We start from the raw sequence: 25,170 nt of genomic DNA, 5'->3' as shown, positions 1-25,170 counted from the left end.
GTGGGAAGGACGCGGCCGTGACCCGGAGCCCTCAGCCCCTCCCCGAGGTCGCGGCTGGCACGCTGCTGCGGCTCGATGCGAACGATTGGTCCTACGGCCGTGACCTCACCCCCGGCACCGCAGTAGTTGTCACCGTCGCTGACGTTCGCGATCTCCCGAACCGCAGCGACGAGTGGATTTGGATCCTCGGCCACCGTCCGGAGTGCGACTACCCACACGTCGACCGGCACCCGCCGTGCATGGAGATACGGGTCAGCGTGGCCGCGCTGCACCGCCGGATACCCACTTCATGACCAGCACCGACGACGGCGACCGCCCCGTCGACCGCTTCGAGGCGGCGCGCAACACGGCGCTCCAGCACCGCGACGGCAGCACCTGCTTCCACTGCCAGACCGGTGGATGCCGGCAACACGCCTGGGCGATCGAGGAACTGGCCCGCCACCCCGGCGGCCGGAAGCTCCTCCGGCAGCTCGGGTTTCCCATCTCCTCTGACGAAGTCGACCGAGGAAGGTCAGCCGCGGTGAACACCCCACCCTCCGGCGCATCCCACGATCACGCACCCCACCTGTACGAGCATCAGGCACCAAGAGAGCCGGCCCGGCCGGTGCGCGCAGTCGGCAGCGCCGCCGCGCACACCACCACGCGTCTTGCCGACGAGTTCTTCTATCTGGCCCACGACGACCAGACCGGCCGTCCGCGCCTGTTCGAGTCGGCGACGGCGCACGGCTTGGCTGCCGCGTTGTTGGCCGAGCTGTACCGGGAGGGTCGGGTCACGTTCGAGGGCCGGCATGTGCGGGTGCTCAATGCCTCGCCGCCGAAGGATTGGCTGCAACATTTTGTCCTGGACCGCTTGGTGGCCGAGCCGCGTCACACGGCGACCCGGACGTGGTTGGCGTTCCTTGCCACCACCGCCTGCGAGCAGGTGGCCACCCGGATGTGGCAGCTCGGGCTGCTGCGGCCGGAGCAGGTCGGTCGGCTGTGGCGGCACCGCACCGTCTACGTCCCCACCGACGTGAACACGGCCGCCTGGTCGTGGGCACGGCTCTCCTTCCAACTGCGCAACTACCACCCGCTGACCGCCTTCGACCAAACCCTTGCGGGCCTGGCGCTGCACACGCAGCTTGATCCGATCCTGCTCGACGGCACACCACTCGCTGTCCGCGCGTTCCTGCGCCACCAGGTCGACCAGGTCCCTGCCCCGCTGCGCGATCTCCTCGCTGACCTCGGTGCCGTCGTCGGCGGTGCCGTGCTGAGCCACCGCACCTCCTGAGCCAACTCCCTATCCATCCCTCTTCGCTGAGAGAGAACCGATGTTGCACTCGAAACCTGACACCGTGTCCGCTGTCCTCGCGCGTGGGCGGCTCGGTATCCCGTCGGTGGTGTTCTTCGTCATCGCCGCCGCCGCACCGCTGACGGTCGTGGCCGGTGGCGCGACCACCGGGTACGCGGTCACCGGCGTCACCGGCATCCCCGTGGCCTATCTGCTGGTAGCGGCCGTATTGGCGTTGTTCGCGGTGGGCTACGTGGCCATGTCCCGCCGCATCGTCAACGCGGGTGCCTTCTACACCTACGTCACCCGGGGACTCGGTCGCCCCACCGGGGTCGGCGCCGCCATGGTCGCCCTCCTCGCGTACAACGCGATGCAGATCGGGTTGTACGGCGGTGCTGGCGCGGTCACCGCGCAGTTCCTCAACGACCGGTACGGCTGGCAGCTCACCTGGTGGATGTGCGCCCTCGCCGTCTGGGCCATCGTCGCCGCGCTCGGGGTCGCGCGGATCGACCTCAACGGCAAGGTTCTCGCCGTCGTCCTGATCGCCGAATGCGTCGTCGCGTTGACCTTCGACGCCATCATGGTGACCCACCCCGCCGACGGAACGGTTTCCTTCGACACCCTCGCCCCGTCGCACGTGTTCGCCGCCGGGATCGGTGCCGCGTTGGTCACCGCGATCACCGGATTCGTGGGCTTTGAGGGCACGGTGGTGTTCTCGGAGGAGACGAAGGACCCGCGCCGCACGATCGCCCGCGCCACGTACATCGCCGTCGCGGTGACCGGTCTGCTGTACGGGCTGTCCGCGTGGGCGATGTCCGTGGCCACCGGCCCCGACCGCATCGTGGAGGCGGCCCGCACCGACGGCACCGACCTGATCTTCAACCTGGTGTCGCCGTACCTGAGCCAGAGTGTCATCACCGTCGCCCGGGTCCTGTTCATCACCTCCCTGTTCGCCGCCCTGCTCTCGTTTCACCACACCGTGGCGCGGTACCTGTTCGCCCTCGGCCGCGAACGGGTGCTCCCGGCGGCGTTCGGTCGCACCAGTCGGCGGACCGGCGCGCCGAAGGTCGGCTCCCTTGTCCAGAGTGGGCTCGCCTTCGCCGTGCTGGTCGGCTACGCCCTGGCGGGGGCGGACCCGATCGTGCACCTGTTCTTCTGGATCACCGTCACCGGCGGCCTCGGCGTCCTCATCCTGATGACCCTCACCTCCGCCGCCGTGATCGGCTTCTTCGCCCGCACCACCCATGCAGAGGGAGCGTGGCGGTCGGTGATCGCGCCGGGGATCGCCTCGGCGGCGCTCAGCGGGATCCTCACCGTCACCCTGCGGGAGTTCGACACCCTTCTCGGTGTGGCGCCGGACTCGCCGTTGCGCTGGGCGTTCCCTGCCGCGTACGCCGTCACCGCGCTGCTCGGCATCGCCTGGGCGCTGGTCCGGCGTACCACCAATCCGGACGTGTATGCGGCGATCGGCTTGGGCGCGGACAGCGACACCGGTCCGCTGCGTGCCCCCGATGTTGTTCGCCAACCCGCCTGACCAGGGAGCTGCTGTGACCGTCAGCAACAAGAATCTGCTCGTCCGCCCCGCCACCGAAGCCGACGCCGGACCACTGATCGGCGTCCTTGCCGAAGCGTTCCACGAAGGCCCCGTCGCCGACTGGCTCGTTCCCGACCCGACCGACCGGCGAACCGTCTACTACCGGTACTTCACCGACGCCTTCCACCACGGCCTGGCCCACGGGCAGGTCTACACCACCGGCGACCAGACGGCCGTGGCCATCTGGTACCCCCGTCTCGAACGCACCTCGACCGACACGGGTGGACGGCTGGAGGTACTGGAGCACATCGCGGGGGCGTATGCGCCGAAGTTCGTGCTGCTGGAGGAGATGTTCGACGCCTTCCACCCCGACGAGCCGCACCACTACCTCGCCTACCTCGCCGTCGACCCGGTACAGCAGAGCCGCGGTATCGGCGCTGCGCTTCTCGCCGACTATCACCGTCGCCTGGACGATCTCGGCCTGCCGACATATTTGGAAGCCACCAACATGCGCAACCGGCGGCTCTACCTCCGCCTCGGCTACACCGCCGGCCCCACCATCGTGCTCCCCACCGGTGGGCCCATCATCTGGCGAATGTGGCGCGGCGCCCCCACCAGCAGCGGCCGGACTCCGTTCCCGCGCACCCTGCCACGTCGGCGGCCACTGTGACCGCCGGCCCCGTGACGACCACACCGATCCGATCCGCTGAAGCCAGCGACGTGGCCACGATCGCCGCGCTGCTCGCCGACGCCGTCGCCACTGATCCGGTAGCGCAATGGCTGGTCGCCGACCCGGTCGAGCGGCAGCACATCTTCAACGGCTTGCTCGCGATGGAGGTCGACCATGCCGTGGAGTGGGGGCATGTCGACATCGCCCTCGACATGACGGCCGTCGCCGTATGGCGGCACCACCCAGCGCCACAGGCGGCACCGCTGTCCGACTATCACCTAAGTACCTTCACCGGCCGACACCTACCCCGCTTCCAGCAGCTCTACGCCCTGGCCCGCCGGTACCGCTCCGGTGCCCCGCACCACTGGCTCGCCTGTCTGCACGTCGCTCCTGACGCTCGCCACCACGGCATCGGTCAGGCGCTGCTCGCCCACCACCACGAGCGGGCCGACAAGCTCGGCTATCCGGTCGACACCATCGCCACTACCACGGTTCGGGACTTCCTGACCAGGCACGGCTACCACGCAGGCATCCTGTTGCGCCTCGCCGACGGTCCACCGCTGTGGCCTCTACGTCGCGCCGGCCGACCAGTTCCGCTCACCACGTCAGCCGGCTGAACCGTCACCTCGACGTCCGGTCGCGGAGGCTGCCTCAATAGCGCAGCCCTCGGGGCCACACCAACCACAGCAAGGAGACACCAAGCCCATGCTCCGATTGACCGCACCCGCCGGCCGCGTGGCCGCCGCTCTCGGCAGTGCTCTGCTCGCCGGCTGCCACACCGTACCTGCCATCCCCGCACCCGCACCGCCCACGACGCTCGGCGGGCAGCAGCCCGCCGCCACGCCCGCACCTGCGGCGACCGCACCCGGTCTCACCCCGCAGCAACGCCTCGCCACCATCGCCAGCGGCATCGGTCCAGTCCCTGCCGACAGCACGACCAACCTGCCCTACGAATACCTGCGCCTCCAGAGGTGGACCCGCAGCAGCGGCGCGATCCGCCGCGAGGACCTGCGGCGTTGGCGACACGGCGACGGCACCGGACGCGAGGTCACCCGCCGCGCACCGGACGTGCGAGGCGTCGACCACCAGCCCACGCCCGAGGAGCGAAACCTATTCGCCAAAGCCTCGCCCATCACGACCCAACACCAGGGCGATCTGCACCCGTACCTGCCCACACCGCTGCCCACCGACCCGACCACCCTCGCTGGGCTGCTCGCACCACCCGAACTGGCGACCGAACCCGCCTACCCGAGACTGCTCACCTGGGGCCTCATCGGCCTAGCCACCAGCCAATACCTCGCCCAGAACGAACGGACGACGGCCCTGCATGTCCTGGCGTCGGTGCCCGGCATCGAATACCGCGGAACCACCAGCGACCTCGCCGGGCGAGCCGGGCTCGCCTTCCGGGTGCTCGCCGACCGGTCGACCACCACGCTGATCATCGACCCGGTCACCGGCGAGTTGCTGGCCGCCCAGGAACGCATCGCCGCACCCCAGTCGGGCCTGTTCTCATCCGTCCTCATCCTCCAGCGGGGTCACACCGACGCCGATGGCGTACCGCCCGAGCCCATCCCGGTCCGTCTCAGCAGTCCACACCGGTAGTCGCCGTACGGCGCCTACTCGACCGGCCGCAGGACGCGGCAACGGACGGCGGCCGGTCCCCGGGCCGGCGGCAGCGGGCATCCCCCGTCCCGCTGCCGCCGGCCGCCCGGGTCAGGACGGCGGAACATGGCTGGAACGCCGATGTTGGCCGTCCGTTCCGAGTCAGAAAGGTGTTTGACCAATCCGCGCCGAAGGGAGTAGCGAGTAGCGCAGATGACTGATGCGCGATTCGCCGCTGATCGAGCCGCCGAGACCACCGGAACAGTGATCACGATTGGTCGTACATAGATGTAAGGGTCGATGCCAGCGCCAGCGACGGGAGATGTTCTCGATGCAGACACATGCTCGCCAGCTCAAGCAGTTCGTGCTAAAGCCCACCGTCTACTGCTACCACAAATGCCCGTACTGCGATCTTCGGCAGGATTTCTACACCGGGATGGTCGCAGAGCGAAAGCAAGCTCTCAAGGTCGTACCTCGTCAGGCCGGCGTCCGTATGCCTAACCCAGGGCACATGCCCCTGGACGTGGCATTGCGCACGATTGACGAGGCTGCCGCGCTGGGGATGGAAGAGCTACAGCTCAGCGGCGGCGACCCGCTGCTGTACCCCCACCTCATCGACGTGATCAAGGCAGCGAAGAGGCATCCCGGCGTATTTGTTCTCATGAACTCGGTCGGCACCGGTGTCACGGTCGACAAAGCACGGGAGATCATCGATGCCGGGCTCGGCGCGTGGAACTTCTCTGTGGACACACTGGACCCGGTGAGGTACGAGAAGCTTCGCGGCGTCCGTAACGCCCTGCCCGCGATCATGAAGGCTATCGAAGTGGTGCGTGAGGCAGGCTCGGACGCCCCGGAATTCCGCATGAACTATATGTGCGTCATCACCCGGCACAACTTCCGGGAGATCCCCGAACTGGTCGCCCACTGCGTGGATACCGGCATCGCATCGATCTACTTCATGAACGTATACGGTGACAACACCGGCGCATCGCTGCTGACCGTGCCGGAGATCAACGAGTTCCGAGACCAGGTCGTGCCCGCGATCCATGCGGTGCTGCGCGCCAAGGACGTGCCGGAGATCGTCCAGGCCAACGCCGAGTACGTGATGGGTACCTTCTTCTCTCGGGAGAATTCGGACGAGAACTACGCCCAGGGCATCTACTGGCCGGACACGGCGTCGGTCAAGGCGGCCTGCCGGGTTCCGGACTTCTACACCCTGATCGAGCCCGACGGCTCGGCGCTGCCGTGCTGCCTGGTGGAGATCTCGCACGTCGGCGTCGTCGGCAACGTCATGGATACGCCGTTGGCCGAGGTGTGGACCGGCGAAGCGTTCGAGCAGTTCCGTGAGAAGCGCATCCCGTTCTGTCAGCGGTGCTCGTCGCCGCGGAACATGACCCTCGGCCTCGTGCCCAAGATGTGCCGGCAGTTCCGCCCATGACCGAGGACCTGCTCGCCACCGTGGTGGTACCGGTCAAGGACGACGAGCGGATCTACCGCCTTGTCGACAGCTTGCGGCACCAGAGCCTGCCGCGCGACCGGTACGAGGTCATCGTCGTAGAGAACGGCAGCCAGCGATTCGGTGACCTGGCTGCTGCGAGGGACGTGATCCGGTACGTGCATCTTCCGGATGCGAACTCGGCGGCGGCGAGGAATGCCGGTCTGGCGGTGGCGCGTGGCCGGTACTTGCTGCTCACGGACGCGGATTGTGTGGTCGATCCGCCGTGGGTCGAGCGTATGACGGCGGCGCTTGAGGAAGGGCCGGCGTCGGTGATCGGTGGCGTGATCCGCCCGTACGCGCCGACGACCTGGACGCAGCGGCACGCGATAACGATCGTCAACGGCCAAGACAGGCTCAACTACCTTCCGGCGCTGCACCTGCCGTATGTGGCGGGGGCCAACGCGGGCTTCGTGACCGCCCGCTTGCGCGAGGTCGGTGGATTCGACCAAGACCTCCGCTCGGGCAACGACGTGGATATCTGCTACAAGCTCGGCCTGACGGGCAGCAGCGCCGCGATCGTGGCCGACGCGGTGGTGTGGCACGAGGACCGGCCCACGGTGCGGGCGCACTTCCGCCGGTTTCGGTTCTACGCGGTGTACCAGGTGCTCCTGTTCGCCAAGTACAAGCAGCACTCCGGCAAGCGGGGCGTGTTCGACCCGTACCCATTCCGGCGTGCCGCGCAAGCGATCCTCGACAGCCCTCGCGCGGCAGTACGACTCGTACGCGGGGATGTCGGCCCTGCCTCGCGGATGATCCTTCAACTCATCGAGGCCGTCGGAGTGCTCACGGGCGAGGTCGAAGGGGCCATCCGATTCCGACAGCTCTACCTGTGACCAGACCACGAATCTGACGGCAGACGAGGAGACAGCTCATGAGGTCAGCACCGCTGGCGACCGACTGGACCACGCAACGGCAGATCACCCGCCGAGGTGTGCTGTGGCTCGGGCTCACCTGCGACGTCCGGTGCAAGTTCTGCTACGACGAAAAGGTCGCCCTGAACGCGAAGGCATGGATGCCACCCACCGAGGCGCGGGCCGCCCTCGACAAGTTCCGCTACTTCTACCACAACGAATTTGTCGACTTCATGGGCGGCGAACCGACCCTGCACCCCAACGCGCTGGAGATCGTCCGCCACGCGGCTGACATCGGCCTGCGCCCAACGATGATCACCCACGGCATGCGACTGGCCGACATGGACAACGCATGTGCCTTCGCCGACGCCGGCATCCACGACTTCCTCGTCTCGATCCACGGCATCGGCGACACCGTACGGGAGATCCACGGCCGTGGCCGAGACAACTACGCCAAGCAGATCGCGGCACTTGACAACCTGCGCGAGCTGGGGATTCCGTTCCGTTTCAACGTCACAATGATCAAGGACAACCTGACTGAGCTGGAGGCCATCGCGGAGCTGGCCGGCCAGACGGGCGCCCGTGTCGTCAACTTCCTGACCTTCAACCCCTACTTCGAGTGGACCGCCGACCCAGAAATCTCCTTCCAGGCGCGGCACTCCGAGATCGCCCCTCATCTGGCCCGCGCGATCGACCGCTGCACCGCGCTCGGCGTGGAGGCGAACGTCCGATACATGCCACCCTGCCAGCTACCCGGCCACGAAGCACACGTCTACACCGGCTATCAACTGCCCTACGACCCGCACGAATGGGACTACAACTCCTGGTACGACACCGGACACGAAGGCGAGCCAGACCCGGCGTGGTACCTCGACGCCTCACGCAGGCAGCAGCAGCGCCACCACTACGTCCACGTCCCGGCCTGTGGCGACTGCGCGCTCCGCCAAGTCTGCGACGGCTTCCATGCCCAGTACGTCACGCGATGGGGCGCAGACGAAGCGCGCCCCTACGACAAGCCGCTAATCGACGACCCGACACACTTCGTCAAGCAGCAGCGCAAGATCCGCTACACGGGCACAGGCGAGCATAGCGGGGGAGTGGATACGAAATCGCTTGCCGCGACCCGGCTCGCCGTGGGCGATGACAGCAGAGCCGGTGTCAAACGGCAACGCCCGAGCCGCTCATGATCGCCACGGTCGTGATGCTGACGATCCTGGTGCGGCAGCTGTTCATACTCACCGCGATCGTGCGGTCCAGGGCGTTCCTGACTGCCGCGCCGCATCCGGCGACGGTGGATGCGGCCGGAGAAAAGCCAGCCCTGTTCGTCGTGATCCCGGTTCTGCGAGAGACCGCCATCATCGCCGAAACGATCAAGCACATGGTGAGCCTCACGGAAGAGCACCGTGCACACGTCATCATCGTCACCACCGCACGGGAAACCACCGAGCCATCGCCGGACGGCGACACCGCGACGATGGTGAAGGAACTCGCCACCTCCGGGAGGTTCACCCACCTGCACTATCCGCACCCGAGCGGGCTCAAGGGCGATCAGCTGAACTTCGCAGCGAACCATTGCGCGTCAACTCTGCTCGCAGACGACTCACCCGCAGACGCGTACCTTGTCTGCTACGACGCCGACTCACGACCACCACTCGACGCGCTGACCCGCTTCGAAGCCGCCATCGCCGTCAATCCCAACGCACACGTGTTCCACCAGTCGTCTCGGTTCGAGCTACGCGCGCCCACCCACCGCGAGGACGGGGCGTTACATGGCCTGACTCGGGCGGTGTGCGACGGCGGCGCGCTGCGCGCTAACCGCTTCGTCCTCGGATTCGAGATCCCCCGACTGATCAACCGATCCAGCAACGTAGGACGGCTCAAGCGCGCAGCCTGCTCATACGTCTACGCCCACGTCACTGGACACGGACTGTGCGTCCGGCTGTCGTTCCTGCTGGACCACCCGCTGCCGGCCGGCTCGCCCATCGAGGACATGCAGTACAGCTTCCACCTGGGATCGCACAACACCGAGATGGTGCCAGTCGCCAGCCTCGACCACGCTGCCGTCCCCGACACCATCACGACCCAGGTCGAACAGGCGTCGCGCTGGTTCTTCGGACCGGCCCGCGCCCTGCGCTACCTCCGCCAACCGTCGACCAAGCCCGGCACACGCGCACAGCTCCAAGCAGCCTCCGCACTCGGCTCGGCCGGCGAATGGCTCGGCTGCGCCATCACGGCCCCGGCAATCCTCGCCACGCTGTGCCTCGCATCCGGGCCCCTCCAACTCGTGGCTGCCGCGGTCGCCGTGATCTACCTCGCCCAACTCGTGGCTACCGACCGCACCCTCGGTGCGCCAGACAAGCTGCGGCGGCGTGTGATTCGTGTCCTGACCTGCCCCCTCGCCACCGTGCTGTTCGGCATCGGCGGACTCATCGGCGCCACCAACCTTGTGAAAGGAGGCTCCGGCATCGGGAAAACCGAGCGCCGGTAGACCATGAACTCACAAACTGTGATCGTTGCCGTCGAGGGCCCGTGCTGCGCTGGCAAGACAACCCTCAGCCGAGGGTTGCTGAAGGCGCTGCCGCAGCTGACCATCGCACACGTGCGGTGCTATGCCGACTTTGTCGGCGGTGGCCGATATCTTCCCAACCCCGTACCCCGAACCCTCGACGAAGACACCGCCGGGCTCAAGGAGCTGATCCACATCGAGCGGGCGCGAACCGAGCCGGCGTTGCACGCCGAGAGCGACCTAATCTTGCTAGACCGGGGGCCGAACACCTTCCTCGCACATCGCTACGCCATCGAACAGGTCACCAGGCTGCAATGCTTCGGTCCCGCCCAGCGCGCCGTGGCCGAGGCACGCCTTCTATCCTGGCCCGATCTCGTACTATACCTAGACGTGCCCCAGGCGACGGTGCACCAGCGCAACCGGGGGAAGTTCCCCGACGACAGCATCTTCATCGACGCGCAGTTCAACGCAGGGATTCGGTCGTACTACACCGAGATGACCAGAGATCAGAAGATCATGTGGCTCGACGCGACGCTTGACCCCAGCGAGCTGGTCGAACTCGCCCAAGCCCAGGTCCGCGGCCTACTGACGGCAGCCGCTGCGAACTAGGAGGGCCGCCCGCGTGATACAGGTGCCGCTAGCCGGCAAGGTCGTCTTCGTGGACTGGCACAGCGTCCTGTCACGCGACCCCTTCTGGATGTCGATACGCGAGAGCGCCACACATCCACTGAAAGCGCAACTCGAAGCGAACCTCGCCGAGGTATTCAAGAGCAAGGCCAACGAGTGGATGAAAGGACTGCTTTCCTCGGAAGAGATCATCAAGTCAATGGATATCGAGCTTGATGGCCGATTCCGCGAGGACTTCCTCACGCGACGACTATACGTCGACTGCGCAAAGATGCGAGTCAACGCCGAGTTATTCGAAGCCCTCCGTAAAATCAAATCACATGTCCTAGTTGTCTTGGCGACCGACAATATGGACTGCTTTCTGCAGACGTTCGACCGAGCGCGGGCCAAGAGGCGCCGCCCAACGCCGCAGTCCGAGACACTGGCGGACTGGGCGATCATTCTCGACGACATCATCTGCTCCAGCGAAGTCGCAGCATTAAAGGCCGAAGACCCCCAACGCTTCTTCGGACCTTGGCTCGCCAAACATGGCTTTACCTTCGCCGACGCTGCACTGATCGACGACCGCGCTGACAACTGCGCCGCATTCGCCGAGCAAGGCGGCAAGGCGGTGCAATACAAGATGGGCATTGGCGACGTCCACGACGTACTGCATGCCTTGACTATCTGGATGGAATCGGGAACTGGTACACCCACCGCGGGGATGGACTGGGCAACGAACTTGCCTCGTACAAGCTGACGCCACATGCGGGCGACTTGCGAGGGTTGGCCGAGGTGCCGATCCGCGAGGGATTCCGCTGAGCCGGTCGCTCCTACCGGCCACATGGCGCGTGGGTGTCGTGTGGCGCCGGGGTAGTTTGACTCGCATCCGACGCCGGTCGACGGGCTCATTGAGCGGCGTCCGACGGGCAAGGCGAACGGCCGAGGTCGCTCCGGACAGCCGCAGCGTTGTGTTCCCGCCTGTGAGTTGACGGGGGCTGCACGCTAAGTACTCTTCGTTGGTTAGCCGGTGGGGGCGAGGAGCTGTCGGGATGTTCGAGCGCGGGATGCGGGTGCGGCTGCGGGACCGCCTGTGGGAGGTCGAGGGCGTTAAGGGTGCCGGCGCCGAGGCGCTTCTCGATCTTCGGCGGGCTGACGAGCGACCGGGGCCGCGCCGTCTGACGGTCGTTGCGGGGCTTGAACCGACGCTGCGTCTAGAGCCCGCCACCGAGCTACGGTTTGAGGTCGGTAATCCGGTCCGCCTGAGCGAGTTGCACAACGCGCTCGCGCTGACGATGGCGCACGGCCGAGCGGACCTGCTCGCGGTGGAGCATGGCCGTATCGACGTGGAGCCTTACCAGCTCGTTCCGGTGCTTGCTGCGATGCGCCAGCCGAAGGTGCGGCTGCTGGTCGCTGACGACGTCGGTCTTGGTAAGACGATCGAAGCGGGTCTGGTCCTGATGGAGTTGGCTCGGCGTGGCCGAGCCGACCGGGTGTTGATCGCTTGTCCGGCGGGTCTGCAGGACCAGTGGGTTGATGAGATGCGTTTCCGGTTCAATCTTGAGTTCACGAAGGTTGACAGCCGCAAGTGGCTCGACCTGCGGCGCAGTTATCCAACGACGGTAAGCCCGTGGACCGCTGCACCGTTCGCGGTCTCGTCGATCGACTACCTGAAGACCAACCTCACGGCTATCCAGGCTGCTCCGCCGTTCGATGTGGTGATCATCGACGAGGCGCACCACGTTGCCCGGGCCTACGCGGGTGAAGGTCGCTCCACGGCGACCGACCGTAGCCGGTTGGCGCGCACGCTTGCTGATCACACCCGGGAGCTCATCTTGTTGTCGGCCACGCCGCACAACGGCTACCAGGAGTCCTTCGCTAGCCTCCTGCAACTGCTGTCAGTGCATCTGGCAGCCGATGATGGCCGGCTGGATCCGGAGATGGTCAAGCCGTATGTGGTGCGCCGGCTGAAAGACGACGTGGCGCGAGGGAATCCGCCGCAGCCGATCAGCCGCCGCAACCCGCCGCAGCCGATTGAGGTAGCGCCAACCGCGCGGGAGAAGGAGATCCACCGACGGCTACGTGGGCACAGCAAGCGGGTACTGCGTGCTCTGCGCGACACAGACTCCTATCACGTGGAAGCGTTCGCGTTGGAGGTGCTGCGTAAGCGTGCGCTGTCGAGTCCTCGTGCGCTGCGGACAAGCTTGCAGCGGCGGGCGGCGAGCCTCGGCGTTGCGAAGCTCGATCGCGCTGGGCGGCACCGGCTGGAGGCTCTCCAGCAGTACCGCGGTGACATTGCCCTTACCGAAACTGACCTGTGGGAGACGGAGGAACTGGCGCTGTCCGGCGTCGCTGCGCACCTACCGGAGGATGACCTACGCGAAGAGCAGCGATTGGTAGGAACGCTGCTGGAGCTGGTGGAGGCCGTCACCCCGGCCGACGACAGCAAGCTGACCCGGCTGCACAGCTGGTTGGAAGGCTTTCGGGCAGGGCGTCGTGGTGATCGGGTCATCGTGTTCACCGAGTACCGCGACACCCTGGACTACTTAGAGGAGCATCTTGGGCTTGGGCCGATCCTGCGTATCGACGGCAGCCTGCCGCTGCGCAAGCGCCGCGAGGTGCTGGAGACGTTCGCACACACGCCCGGCGCGATCCTGCTGGCCACAGACGCCGCCGGTGAGGGCCTGAACCTGCAGGATGCCTGCCACGTCGTCGTTCACTACGAGCTGCCCTGGAATCCCAACCGGTTGGAACAGCGCAATGGCCGGGTGGACCGCTACGGCCAGGTCAACGTTGTAGAGATCTCCTACTTGTATCTTGCGGACACCCGCGATGAGGAGATCTTGCAGCGACTTCGGGAGAAGCTCGCCGAGATCGCCCGGCAGCTTGGCTCCAGCAGTGACGTGCTCGGCGTCGGCGGGCAAAGCCAGGTGATTGACGCCCTGCTGGAGGACCTGCCGTTGGAGGAGCTGGAGGCACGCCTGGAGCGCGCAGCACAGCAGGTCCGTGACTACCTGTCCACCAGCGGCGCCCTCGAGGTGCTGCGTAGCCTGCCGAACGAAGGGCAAGCCGAGGCCGACACCGCCGACTCCCGGCAGCGTGCCTCATGGCTTCTGCCGGATTTCGACGAGTATCGGGAGCTGGTGACCTCGGTCGTGAGGCAGTGCGGCGGTCACATCCATGGCGGCGACATGATCATTACGATCACGGCGGGCCCGCTGCTGGCCCAGTATCCGCACGTTCCTGCTGAACCATTCCCCGCCACGTTCCTACGGGCGGTCGCCCTCGACCCCGAACACCGTGGGGTCGCCTTCCTCACCCCGGTACACCCCCTGGTGCGCGCGGTCCTGCAACGCGTGCGCACCCGCCTTTATGACGCGCGGGCCGAAGACCGGGTGGCGGTGCGCCCGGTCGCGGGCACCGGCAGCGGCTGGTTGTTCACCGCGACAGGACGCGTCCAGGCCGACGATGGCCGCCTGCTGGAGGAACCGCTGATCCCGGTGTTCGTTCCCCGCATGGATGATGGCACCCCTGGCAGGCCGAGCCGTGATGAGACTGCGGACGCCAAGCTCCTACGCGCCAGTTCCGCGCGCAGCTCCGGTGACGTGGTCGCAGCGGCCCGGGACCGCCTGGCCGATGGTTTCGCCGCTGCCCGGCACGCCGCCATGGGAGAGGCGGCGCGGCGGCTGGCCGAACGTGCGCAGCAGATCCGCGCCCAGCTGGCCGCCGACGCGGATCGGCTCGCGGCGGACCTGGAACGGTGGCTCCAGGCCGAACTCGCCGAGGCACGGCGACGGTTCGCCACCGGGTTCGGTGACGCCGTCCAGCTCAGCATCTTCGCCGACGCCGGCCACGGCGCCTTCCACACCATTGACGAGGCGGAAAAGATCGTGGAGGAGGAGTTCAACCGCCGCCGCGACGCACTCCAACGCGGCTTCGGCGTCGCCGGTGTGGCCGACCCCGAACCGGTCGGCTGCCTGCTGTGCGTGGAGGTCGGCTCGTGCTGAACATCACCGTCACGGGGACCGCACTGTCCACCTACTACCTGGCTGACCCGGCCCTGTTTCTACGCGAGCAACGCGCCCGCATCGGCGCTGAAGCCACCGACGACCTCCGGTACGCACGCAAGGAGCTGCGTCGCCTTGCCGCGGACATTGACGAGACCACTCCGCTTGGGCAAGCTCGCGCTCGCATTCTCGGCTGGCTGGCGTGCTTCGGATGGCGATTCGTTTCCCGAGTCAATGGCCTGGACGAACCGTTGCCCGGATGCGACGACGCTGAGACTGAACGCGCCTGGGTGCTAGTCACCCCGCCCGGACAGCACCTGGACGCATCCCCGACCGGGCGGCGTGCTGGCAAGCTACGCCCACAGCGCCAGGCCGAAGTCTGTGTACGGGGCGGCACGCTACCGGCCGTGCTGGTGACCAATGGCACCGAGCTGCGGGTAATCCGACGTGATCCTGGCCTGGGCGGCGAAGCGAACTACCTCGCCATCGATCTGGCCGGGCTCGCGGAACTGGGCGACGATCATGAATGGAATGTCATCTGGGCGCTGCTCCGCCCAGAGGCGTTCACCCCTGATGGCACCGGCACAATCCTGTGGGATGCGGTCGAGCAGGCTAGCCTCCAGGCCGCAACCCGGGTCAGCGAAAACCTCTCCGAAGGTGTCCGCATCGCCATCGCAGCGATTGCCAACGGTGCACTGGCCGATCTGCGCCTCCGCGGCGTGCCGGACCCTGCCGCGCGCGACCTGTTCGCCGACGTGCTACGCATCGCCTACCGACTGCTGTTCGTCTCCTACGCCGAAGACCGCGGCCTACTTCCAGTCGGCACCCCGATATACGACAGCGGATACTCCCTCCGCCGTCTGCGCACCGAAATCACCGACCCGCGCACCGTCTTCTGGGAACCCGACAGCGGCCACCTCTGGCAGGCGCTCCGCGCCCAATGGGGTCTACTACGTGAAGGCGCCGATGCCGGGGAACTGAAGATCACCGGATTCAACGGCGGATTGTTCGACACCGACCAGTGCCCGATTCTCGACCACCCGAACCTCACCGTCGGCGACACGTTCGTACGTGCCGCCATCGATGCTCTGGCCTTCACACAACCCACCCGCAGCATCAACCGCCGCGACACCGTGGGCCGCCGCCCCATCAACTACCGGGAACTTGGCGTCGAGCAGCTCGGCAGCGTCTACGAAGGGCTCCTCGCATACGAACCCCACATCGCCGAATGCCCCAAGGCGGTGGTACGGGTTGGGCGCGGGCAAAGCGCCATCGAGCAAGTCATTAACGCCGACCAGGTGCCCCAGAACGCCGAGATCCTAGCCGAGCTCCCGACGGGCACCTTCTACCAGTTCGAGGCCACCGGCGAACGCAAGGGATCCGGCTCCTACTACACCCCACGGGCACTTGCCCACTTCGTTGTGGTGGAAACCCTGCGCCCGCTCGTCGAGAACGCCACCCCGGAGCAGATCCTGAACCTACGGGTATGCGATCCCGCGATGGGCTCCGGCGCGTTCCTCGTGCCCGCAGTGCACCAACTCACCGAAGCCTACGGCGAAGCCCTCGCCCGCGCCGGCGAAGACATCGACCACAAGCTCGACGACGCCGAACGCGCCGCCTACCGGCGTCTCATCGTCGAACGCTGCATCTATGGCGTCGACCTCAACCCCATGGCCGTCGACCTAGCGAAGGTCTCCCTCTGGCTGGCAACCGCCGCATCCGGCAAGCCACTATCCTTCCTCGACGCGCATCTCCGTTGCGGCAACAGCGTCATTGGCGCCTCGATTGCCACATGGGAGGGTGTGCCGCTACCCGCTCAAAACAATCGGGACACCGGTGCCGACCTCAGCGAATCCCAGGACAGCCTCTTCGACCTTGACGAGCCGGATCTCACGACCATTATCAACGTCCGCCAGGCGTTGGCCGAGGCCCCGTCAGAGGACCGGCTCCACGTGCGCGCCAAGGAGAAGAGGTTCGCTCGTCTCATCGAAGGCGACGACTTCACCCGCCTACGCGCCCTCGGCGACTGGTGGGTCGCCCCCTTCTTCCTTCCGGAGTTCGCCCGTTACGCCGGTGGGTGGCGCCAAGGGCGAAGCCAGATTGCCCATAACCAGCCGTCACCATATCCAGCAATTGCCGATCTACGCCAGCGCGTAGCCGACTACATTCGGCATGAGATTAGACCCTTCCATTGGGATATCGAGTTCCCCGAGGTCTTCTTCGAATCAAATGGAAACCGTCGACCGGACGCCGGCTTCGATGCCATCATCGGGAATCCTCCTTGGGAGGGAGTTACCTTCAAATCCGCCGAGTTCTTCGGACGGTTCGATCCGTCGTACACGTTGTTGAAAAAGAAGGACGAAAAGGAACAGCGCGAAGCCTTCCTTATGGCACTCGCCAATGTTAGTGCCGTACGGGCCGGGGCGGACCGAAGGCTCGCCGGCGTAAAGAGCTTCATCAAGAACTCCGGCCTATACCGGATGCTCTATGGCCACGGTACAACGTTCAACTACTACCGCATCTTTCTCGAACGCGAGCTGGAACTACTCTCTCCGGTTGGCCGGCTTGGCGTTACCATCGACTCCGGCGTGGCCTCAGATGCGGCAACGACTGCACACCGACGAGCCCTCCTCGACGAGTGCACGGTCGACTGGTTCGTCCTTTGTGACAACACGAACAAGATATTTCCAATCGATAGTCGGGAGCAGTTTCTAATCCTTGTTGCGCAAAGGGGCGGCTTGACCGACCCGCTCCGCTTTACAAGCGGCGTCTCCCGCCTCGAACATCTGGTCGAACTGGACAGCCGGACGTTGAATATCTCTCGTAAAACCCTTGAGGTGCTGTCCCCAGAGACAATGGCCGTTCCTGACGTCCGCGATCCAATCCTTGTTGATTTGATGGAGATTCTCAGCACTAACCGCCCTCTCTTCCTGGATGCGATGCCGGTGGGCCAATGGAGGATCAGTTGGGGTCGCGAGTTTCATCTGAGTGACGACAAGCGGTACTTCGCGCCGGATGGCGGCGGTCCGCCAATGCGCGACGGAAAAGACATTCACCAGTACGTCCACAATTTCGCAGACCCGACCTACCGGCTGGTTGAGGAAACGGGCGAAAATGCGTTGGTGTCGCGCGCGCGAAAGCTTGCCAGTAAGGGCGACGGACGATCGGTTAAGCGCAACAAAGGCGAGGCATTTCTTAGCGTGCCGGGGCCACGGCTGAACGTCCTGGAGGTACCGATGGATTCGTATCGCCCCGTAGTCCGACGAAAGGCGCGTTCTGGCGACGAGCGGACGCTTATTGCCGCAATCATTCCGCCCGGAACTGCGGTTACCGAGATGCATTTCTTCTATCGATCCGAATTCGACCACGCTGCCAATGGTTACAAAACCGTCTTGGGCGCAAAAGCCATGGTGTACGTCGTCGGCCTGCTGAACAGCCTTGTCCTCGACTTTGTGGCACGGCGAAAGGTCTCAACCACCGTCAGCAAGACGATCATGTCGGCGCTCCCTATCGCAGACACCTCTCTCGTTGTCGGGCCCGGGGCGGAGGTTGTTCGTCTGTCTGCGCGCTTGACTTGTCGAGGGCCGGAGTTCGATGAGCTGGCAAGGGTTTTGGGTGTTGAATCTGTGCCGATTTCACTCGATGAGGAGCGCCAACTACGAGCCCAGATCGATGCACGAGTGGCCCACCTATACGGCCTAACAGCGAAGCACCTCGAAGTGATCTTGTCGGATTTTCGTCGGACAGAGAGCGCCGAGAGCAGCCCGGTACGCCCGGATGAAGGTTACAAGGATCTTGTACGGCAGTACTTCGCCGCCTTGGCCGAGTAAACCAGGCCGCCTCGCGGACTGTTGTTGTCGGTGGTGCGGACTACCCTCACCGTGTGAGCGTGGAGCCGCCTTCCGCCGCGGAAGGCGTGTCCGCGGAACCCCCCGGCCCCGCCGGCATTTCATGATGTGAGCGTTGGAGGGCGTGCCTGATGAACCCGCTGGAGCTGGCCGATCGGCTGCGGGATGACTACCGGCGGTTCACCTGGACGACCTACCCGGTCGCGGACCCGGGATTGAAGAGCAGGCTGGAACGGCTGACCGATGAGGACTCGCTGTTGTGGCGGGGGCCGTATCTGTCGGTGCAGCCGCGATTCCAGCTCGACGAGACGCTTGATGAACTTGTCGGCCGGATCGGGCTGCCACCCGAGCTGGTGCGGGCGTTTCCGCAGGTAGATCGGTTGTTCACGCATCAGGTGCGAGCGATAGAGCGAATCGCTGCGGGCGGCGACACCCTGGTGGCGACTGGAACCGGCTCGGGCAAGACCGAGTCGTTCCTGGTCCCCGTGGTTGCTCACGCCTACCGGACGCGGCACCGGCCGGGCGTGAAGGCAATCGCCCTGTATCCCATGAACGCTCTAGTCAACGACCAGGAAGACCGGGTCCGCATCGCCTGCGAGGCGCTGGGCCTTCGGTACGGCGTCTACACCGGGGCGACCCCGCAGCACAAGCGCGACGACATGCAAGAGAACCCGCCGGACATCCTGTTGACCAACTACTCCATGTTGGAGTTCATCCTCACCCGGCGTGAGGACCGCAAGCTGTTCGGCGCCGGCGTACTGCGTCACCTGGTTCTCGATGAGATCCACACCTATCAGGGCGCGCTCGGCACCGAGATCGCCTGTCTGGTGCGGCGGCTGCGTGGGCACGTCGACTCGGAGGAGGGCCTGGTTTGCGTCGGGTTGTCCGCAACAGTCAGCGCGGGTGGAGATCACGATGCGGACCTACGGCGCACGGCCACCTTCGCGTCCGCCCTGTTCGCAGCGCCGTTAGATGTCGATGGCATCGTCGAGGAAACACCGGTGCCAGCGCCCATCGCCGATTCGACTCGGATCGGCGCCGCACCGGACGCAGCAGCGCTGCGGGCCGCCTTGGCCGACGGTGGGGACACGCAACGGCTGCGTGCCCTGTTGGGCGACCCACAAGACAGCCCCGTGGTGGACCTGTTGCGAGCGGAGCTGGCCCAGCCGCGTACCGTGGCGGAGCTCGAAGCCGTGCTCGGTGCATTGCCGCAGCGTGCCGGTGTCGCTGTCGAGGATTTGCGGGATGAGGTGGCCGGCTGGCTGCTGTTGGGCGCCAGTACCCACACTCCGGCAGGACCGCCGGTATTGGAGGCCAAGGTCCACCTCTTCCTGCGTGGTCTGCCGCGGCTGATGCGCTGCACTGGCGATCGTGAGCACCTGCTGCTCAACGGTGCGACGGTGTGCCACCGGGAGGGGTGTGAGGCGCAGGCGACCTTCCCGCTCGGGGTGTGCTTGGGCTGCGGGCAGGACTACGACCTGGAGCGGGCGGAGCCGGATGGGCCCGTGGTGCGGTACCTGGCGCGTCGGCTGCACACCGATCCGGTCCAGGATCCGGACCGACGCAGCCCCGACTGGTATCCGAGCTTGCGGTGCGTGCGTTGTGGGAAGGCCGGCAATGGCAGCTACTGTCAGGGCTGCGGAGCGGCGATGCGGGGAGTCATCGTCGCTGTCCCGGAGGCGGGTAAAGAGCTAACCCGGTGTCCGGTGTGCGGGTACGGGCGCAGCGCGGGTGCGGTGGAGGGGTTCACTGCGCGGACCGCCGCGGCGGTGACCGCGACCGCGTTCAGCCTGCACAGCGGCCTGGCCGGGCAGAGCGACGACGAGCAGCTTCGCCGGTTGCTGGTCTTCGCCGACTCCCGGCAAGACACCGCCTTCCAGGCCGGATACATTCGGGCACGATCCCGTGCAATTCAGGTACGGCGATTCATCGTCGAGGCCGTACGCGACCGTCAGCACCGGGACCAACCGCCGGCCAGCTTCAATGGACTTGTTGAGGATGTGTTCCGGCGTGGACAGGCTGCCGGCCTGTATGACGACCCAGTCGGGGCTGACGCTCGGCAGCGGGTGCTGCGGGTATGTGAGTGGGACGTGCTCGGTGAGGTCGCCAACGACGAGCGGCGCCCACCAACGCTGGAACGCCTCGGCCTGATCAGCGTCGGCTATCCCGGCCTAGACGCGCTAACGACAGACGACCTCGACCCGCTGTTCGTCCACACCGGCGCCGACGAGAGCGGGGCGCGGTGGTTCCTCGCACGGATCCTGGACCTCGCGCGGACCCGCCGCGCGGTCGGCCACGACCTGCTCCGCGCCCGGCTGGACGCCAAGACAGAGGCCGACCTGATCGATGCCGGCGCGACGGTACGTGTCGGTGCCCCGGTTGCGGGACTCGGCGAGACAACCGTCAAGATCCCCGGCACGCAGCCGATCAGCATGGGCTACCGCAGCTCGCTGGCCAACATGGTCCGCAAGGTCTTTTCCGTGTCCACGCCGGATGCCATCGAGCGGACCATCAAGGCTGCCGTGGAGCTTCTCATACAACACCGATTACTCAATGACGTTCAGGTCGGAACCGGCAAAGCGCAGGTGCGGCTACGGCAGGTAGAACCTCAAGCCATCGAGGTCAGGCCACCGTCGGAGACGCTGCACCGATGCTTGGCCTGCCGCGCGGTACAGCCCGGCCCTTCCCCGAGAGCCAGGTGCTCCACCTACAACTGCAAAGGCGTGGTGCAACCGTGGGACGGCGACCCCTCCGACCACGAGCGGCAGCTCGCATGCGGCGACGACCCTCTCGTAGTCAAGGCCGAGGAACACTCCGGGCAGGTGCCTCTGGAGATGCGTGAACAGATCGAAGAGCGGTTCAAGACCGGTGATCTGAACCTGCTCGTCTGCACCATGACCCTGGAACTTGGCGTCGATCTTGGTCAGCTCCTCGCGGTCATCCTGCGCAACGTGCCGCCGCGCCCGAGTAACTACGCCCAGCGCGCCGGGCGAGCCGGGCGGCGTGAGGAGCGGGTGGCGCTCATCGTTACCTTCGCTGGAACCATGCCTCATGACAGCTACTACTACGCCCGTCCCGTGGAGATGATTCGCGGCTCGATCCGGCCACCTACGTTTTTGTTGGACAACGCCCGCGTTATTCAACGGCACGCCCGTTCACTCGCCCTGGAGTTGTGTGGGGAGGATCTCCCGCTGTGGATGCGAGACCTCGTCTCTGAGGAAGAGGCCGGCGAGCTTCTCAACATCGAAGATGTTCAGGCCGCGTTGTCTGGCCGTGCCGAGGAGATCGCCGCCCGGATCCATGAGGTATTCAGGTGTGGCCTCGGCGACGACGATCTTCCGTGGCTTACGCTCCCATGGTGCCGGCAGGTCATCGACGGTTTCGTCTCCGACCTCGACAAGGCGATCGAGCCGTACCGGGTTCGCCAGAAGACCCTCCTGGAGGAGTGGCAGCAAGCGGCAGCCAAGCCCGGCCGCGAGGCGACCCGAGCAATCACCAGCATCGGGGCAAGCCTGGATGCGATGCGATACACCGACCGCTCCCGCGCCTATGTGCTGTCCTACCTGAACTCGATGGGTTTCCTGCCGTCATACGCGTTTCCCACGGACACCACGACCTTGTCACTGGAACGGGAAAGCGTGGAGCTGTCGCACGACTCTGTGCAGGCTCTGAAGGACTACGCACCCGGTCAGCTCGTGTACGCACGGGGCGCCAAGTGGTTCGTCGACGAGATCGACCTGCGCCGCGCGAACCTCGTCAACGCCGACGGCGCCGGCGCCATACCGAGCAAGAACATCTGCCCGCGCTGCGACACCGTCAACGACAACACTGCCGCGTCGTGCCTGTCCTGCGACAACCTCAACCTGGTGCCGCAGGTCACCGTGCCGATGCGGGCGCTACGCGCTGAGCGGCGCCAGCGGATCACGGCCGACGAGGAGGCACGCTCGCGTCGGCCGTTTGAAGTCACCCACCACCTCGGCGCCCCGATGACCGCCGAGACATGGTTGTTCGAGCGCCCCGGTCTCCTGCTGCAATGGGAACGCGGCGCCGCCTTGACCGTCCTCAACCGCGGCCGAATCAGTCAGAACAGCCAGCCGGGCATGCCACCCGAGCAGTTCCTGGTGTGCACCGGATGCGGCATGTGGTTCGAAGCGCAGCCGGCCCCCAAACCGACCAGGGCACAGCGAGAGCGCTTCGCCCGACACGACAAGCGGTGCACCAACCAAGACCTGAAGCTCAGCGTCCTCATGACCGAACGCAAGGTCGATTGTCTCCAGCTGCTGCCGGATATGGAGGCTGTCGGTATCCCGCCGGCACAGCTACCTGCGTTTCTCGCTAGCGTCCGCGCATCGCTGGACCTCGGCTGCCGTACAGTGCTGCAGGCTGGCGACGCCGAAGTGGCGGGGTTCGACTGGCCGCGCCCCGACCCAAACAGCGACGAGGCCCTGATGCGGCTGGCCGTTCTCTATGAGGAAGTACCGGGCGGCGCCGGCTACTTACGGCAACTCGCACAGCAATTTGGCGAGGTAGCCGCCACCCTTGTCCCTGTCCTCGATGGCTGCTCCTGCGAACAGTCCTGCTACGCTTGCCTCCGCTCCTACAACAACCAAGTAGAAGCTGATCTCCTCGACCGGCACGTCGCTGCTGACTTCCTGCGCACTTTAGCAGGTGCGCCCGACGTGGAGGGGCGGCGCATCCCCGTCTTCACCGACGGGATCATCGGACTACCCCGCTCACCAATCGAACGACTCCTCGCCGGAGCACTCATCAACGCCGGCGCCCCCCGCGGGTACGCCCAATACGCATGGGGGGACCTCGGCTCAACCGACGGCACCCCTCGCCCCGTCACCATCGCCGACTTCGCCTGGCCCGAACGTAAAGTCACGGTCTTCTGCGACGGGTGGCAACACCACCACACCCCTGAACGGCAAGCATCCGACAAAGCCAAGCGCGATGAACTCGCCGCCGCCGGATGGACGGTGCTGTCTTTCTGGGGCGGCGAGATCGTCCGCGACGCCGACCGCTGCGCAAAGATGATCATCCGACACCTCCGGCAAGCATAGAGTTCGCCGTCCGGGTGGCTGGCCACGGTCGCGTGCAGGTGGAGCCGGCCCGGCCCGCAAGCCACCGACCGGCGCACTCCGCGCCGGCGTTTCCGGCGCGGGGTGCGCGGCGGCGGGGGCCGTCTACCGCAGCGGCGAAGAGCATCGCCACGGCGCGCCCGACCGGTGGATCTAGGGGATAGCTGCGTACCTGAGCCTGGGTTGGCACCGATGCAGGCCGTCTCGATGCCAGGTTGCCCTCGTGGCGTCGCTCCGATCGATCCTCGAGCACGCAGGCTAGTGCCGGTGCGCGTACCTATCTGGTCTGTGCCGCGAGGGCCAACTCGCGGGCCGTGACGTGGTTCTGCAAGACCAAGTGCACCGCACGGCGCATCACGAGTTCCGCGTCGGCGACGGCCAGTGCTAGCGATTCGGTCGGCACCCCGGAGAGTCGCCGTAGCCGACCGTAGGGCTGGCCGTCGCCGTGGATCTCGGCGCTGCGTGCCCGATAGATCTCGGCCATGAAATCGCTGATCTCAGTCGGGTCCGCAGTCACTTGCGGGTCGTTGCCGAGCATCTGCGCGGCCCCGGCCGCGATCTTGTCCCCCTTGCTCGCCCCGGCGAGGTTCCCACGCTGGATGAACAGGGCCTCGGCGGCGATCGACAAATCGATCAGCCGGTCGCCGTCGTCGTTTCTCGTGCCGGCGGCGACGAGGCGCCGGATTGCAACCTGCAGGGAGCGGTCCTGCTGAACGGTGTGCAGGCCAAGCGCCAGGTAGACGATGCGGACGGCGTCGGCGTCCTGCGGCATCAGGTGAGTCGGGCGGGCGTTGTCCGCTGCACCGAACGATGTCAGCGCGGCACGCGCCCCCAGCACGATGGGGAACTCGTCGTCGGCCTGCGCGTACATCTGACGGGTGGTAATGGCCGAACCACCGCAGACGATCCGCAGCGCTGTGATCAGCAACGACGCGGGCTCCCGCAGGGTCGGAAACTGATCCGCGTCGGGCGGCACCACATCAACATGGCCGGCGACCACCTCAACGACGCGCGACCGGGTCAGCGCCCACTGATCCAGGCGCGAGACCTGCACCCCATTGACACCGCTGGCAGCGACTCGTGGCACGGCGAGCGCGCTGATCGCGTGGTCCATCTGCGCGTCGCTCATCGGCTGCAGGACCAGACCTTCGGGCAGTTCCAGACAGGGCATCGCCGACTCGAAGCCGTTAAGCGGTAGAAACTCCACCATCGTGACCGTGGTGGCCCCGAAGCCCAGCTCGAACTGTGCGTACACCCGCCAGAAGACATCCTCGCGAAACTCGTAGCTGCCGGTGGACAGCACCATCGGCTCGATAACGTGCTGGATGAGCAGCCAGTCGAAGTTGCGAGCGGTTCGGGAGGCGATGGTCCCAAGCAACGCATCGACTCGGGGACCGCGCACGGGGTCCGCAGCATAGGATGCACGCACGGCTCCCATTTCCGGAAAACGGTCGAGCCAGCCGACAATCGGGACGTCCGGCGGCATCAGCCAGGCGCGAGGGCGCAAACCGACAAACGACTCCTGCCCGTAGCGCCACCAATGCTGGCTGTCCGGGAGCCGGTCTATCCGAGGCGTTCCCACTTCGCTGGCAAGCTTGCCGAGCACCGCTCGCACGAGCGGTTCGGCCGCTGCTGCCCGCTCATCGAAACCTGGGTTGGTCACGCCGACCTCACTTCTCGTATTCCCTGCTGGAAAG

Annotated in this window: 15 protein-coding genes; 14 read left to right on the top strand and 1 reads right to left on the bottom strand. The window is 66.2% G+C overall.

Going from position 1 to position 25,170, the window contains the following annotated elements; translation table 11 throughout:
• The first annotated feature begins 289 nt into the window (after nucleotides 1-289).
• The 14 genes from ENC19_RS16880 to ENC19_RS16815 all read left to right on the top strand — a co-directional run bounded on the left by ENC19_RS16880 (nucleotide 290) and on the right by ENC19_RS16815 (nucleotide 23,455).
• Nucleotides 290-1,270 carry a GOLPH3/VPS74 family protein gene (locus ENC19_RS16880; protein ID WP_235944846.1) on the top strand — a complete coding sequence of 327 codons (981 nt, stop codon included), beginning with the start codon at nucleotides 290-292 and terminating at the stop codon, nucleotides 1,268-1,270.
• 40 nt (nucleotides 1,271-1,310) lie between these two features.
• Nucleotides 1,311-2,804: an APC family permease gene (locus ENC19_RS16875; protein WP_164448118.1), complete on the top strand. Its 1,494-nt coding sequence runs from the start codon at nucleotides 1,311-1,313 to the stop codon at nucleotides 2,802-2,804.
• Between the two features lie 13 nt (nucleotides 2,805-2,817).
• Entirely contained in the window at nucleotides 2,818-3,474 is a 657-nt protein-coding gene (locus ENC19_RS16870) for a GNAT family N-acetyltransferase (protein WP_164448117.1), read from the top strand.
• An 11-nt stretch (nucleotides 3,475-3,485) separates the two neighbouring features.
• Nucleotides 3,486-4,091: a GNAT family N-acetyltransferase gene (locus tag ENC19_RS16865; RefSeq protein WP_164448116.1), complete on the top strand. Its 606-nt coding sequence runs from the start codon at nucleotides 3,486-3,488 to the stop codon at nucleotides 4,089-4,091.
• Between the two features lie 88 nt (nucleotides 4,092-4,179).
• Entirely contained in the window at nucleotides 4,180-5,076 is an 897-nt protein-coding gene (locus ENC19_RS16860; protein ID WP_164448115.1) for a hypothetical protein, read from the top strand.
• Nucleotides 5,077-5,407: 331 nt separating this feature from the next.
• Nucleotides 5,408-6,514, top strand: a complete 1,107-nt coding sequence (locus ENC19_RS16855; protein WP_164448114.1) for a radical SAM protein — start codon at nucleotides 5,408-5,410, stop codon at nucleotides 6,512-6,514.
• Nucleotides 6,511-7,407 carry a glycosyltransferase gene (locus ENC19_RS16850; protein ID WP_164448113.1) on the top strand — a complete coding sequence of 299 codons (897 nt, stop codon included), beginning with the start codon at nucleotides 6,511-6,513 and terminating at the stop codon, nucleotides 7,405-7,407. The genes ENC19_RS16855 and ENC19_RS16850 overlap by 4 nt, the downstream gene beginning before the upstream one ends.
• Before the next feature lie 38 nt (nucleotides 7,408-7,445).
• Nucleotides 7,446-8,612 (top strand): radical SAM protein, encoded by a 1,167-nt coding sequence (locus ENC19_RS16845; protein ID WP_164448112.1) that lies wholly within the window; start codon nucleotides 7,446-7,448, stop codon nucleotides 8,610-8,612.
• Nucleotides 8,609-9,913: a glycosyltransferase family protein gene (locus ENC19_RS16840; RefSeq protein ID WP_164448111.1), complete on the top strand. Its 1,305-nt coding sequence runs from the start codon at nucleotides 8,609-8,611 to the stop codon at nucleotides 9,911-9,913. Before ENC19_RS16845 ends, ENC19_RS16840 begins: the two co-directional genes overlap by 4 nt.
• A gap of 75 nt (nucleotides 9,914-9,988) precedes the next feature.
• Nucleotides 9,989-10,540: a nucleoside/nucleotide kinase family protein gene (locus ENC19_RS16835; RefSeq protein ID WP_235944845.1), complete on the top strand. Its 552-nt coding sequence runs from the start codon at nucleotides 9,989-9,991 to the stop codon at nucleotides 10,538-10,540.
• A gap of 13 nt (nucleotides 10,541-10,553) precedes the next feature.
• The gene (locus ENC19_RS16830) at nucleotides 10,554-11,297 is read left to right on the top strand and encodes an HAD family hydrolase (protein ID WP_164448109.1); all 744 of its coding nucleotides are present in this window, start codon (nucleotides 10,554-10,556) and stop codon (nucleotides 11,295-11,297) included.
• 292 nt (nucleotides 11,298-11,589) lie between these two features.
• Nucleotides 11,590-14,544 carry a helicase-related protein gene (locus ENC19_RS16825; RefSeq protein ID WP_164448108.1) on the top strand — a complete coding sequence of 985 codons (2,955 nt, stop codon included), beginning with the start codon at nucleotides 11,590-11,592 and terminating at the stop codon, nucleotides 14,542-14,544.
• Entirely contained in the window at nucleotides 14,538-18,374 is a 3,837-nt protein-coding gene (locus ENC19_RS16820) for an Eco57I restriction-modification methylase domain-containing protein (RefSeq protein WP_164448107.1), read from the top strand. Before ENC19_RS16825 ends, ENC19_RS16820 begins: the two co-directional genes overlap by 7 nt.
• Nucleotides 18,375-18,523: 149 nt before the next feature.
• On the top strand, nucleotides 18,524-23,455 hold the full coding sequence (locus ENC19_RS16815; protein WP_164448106.1) for a DEAD/DEAH box helicase: 4,932 nt from the start codon (nucleotides 18,524-18,526) through the stop codon (nucleotides 23,453-23,455).
• 295 nt (nucleotides 23,456-23,750) lie between these two features.
• Here ENC19_RS16815 and ENC19_RS16810 read toward each other — a convergent pair whose 3' ends face one another.
• A complete protein-coding gene (locus ENC19_RS16810) occupies nucleotides 23,751-25,136 on the bottom strand; it encodes a hypothetical protein (protein WP_164448105.1) in 1,386 nt (461 codons plus the stop codon).
• Nucleotides 25,137-25,170 lie beyond the last annotated feature (34 nt).

Origin of the sequence: Verrucosispora sioxanthis, assembly GCF_010560025.1 — a bacterium.
Lineage (GTDB): Bacteria > Actinomycetota > Actinomycetes > Mycobacteriales > Micromonosporaceae > Micromonospora > Micromonospora palythoicola.
This window is presented reverse-complemented; position numbering and strand designations above follow the sequence as displayed.

What these genes read in the sequence shown, in the direction of transcription:
- ENC19_RS16855 (WP_164448114.1), top strand. Translation starts at nt 5,408, where the DNA reads ATGCAGACACATGCTCGCCAGCTCAAGCAGTTCGTGCTAAAGCCCACC.
- ENC19_RS16825 (WP_164448108.1), top strand. Translation starts at nt 11,590, where the DNA reads ATGTTCGAGCGCGGGATGCGGGTGCGGCTGCGGGACCGCCTGTGGGAG.
- ENC19_RS16845 (WP_164448112.1), top strand. Translation starts at nt 7,446, where the DNA reads ATGAGGTCAGCACCGCTGGCGACCGACTGGACCACGCAACGGCAGATC.
- ENC19_RS16815 (WP_164448106.1), top strand. Translation starts at nt 18,524, where the DNA reads ATGAACCCGCTGGAGCTGGCCGATCGGCTGCGGGATGACTACCGGCGG.
- ENC19_RS16875 (WP_164448118.1), top strand. Translation starts at nt 1,311, where the DNA reads ATGTTGCACTCGAAACCTGACACCGTGTCCGCTGTCCTCGCGCGTGGG.
- ENC19_RS16880 (WP_235944846.1), top strand. Translation starts at nt 290, where the DNA reads ATGACCAGCACCGACGACGGCGACCGCCCCGTCGACCGCTTCGAGGCG.
- ENC19_RS16850 (WP_164448113.1), top strand. Translation starts at nt 6,511, where the DNA reads ATGACCGAGGACCTGCTCGCCACCGTGGTGGTACCGGTCAAGGACGAC.
- ENC19_RS16840 (WP_164448111.1), top strand. Translation starts at nt 8,609, where the DNA reads ATGATCGCCACGGTCGTGATGCTGACGATCCTGGTGCGGCAGCTGTTC.
- ENC19_RS16860 (WP_164448115.1), top strand. Translation starts at nt 4,180, where the DNA reads ATGCTCCGATTGACCGCACCCGCCGGCCGCGTGGCCGCCGCTCTCGGC.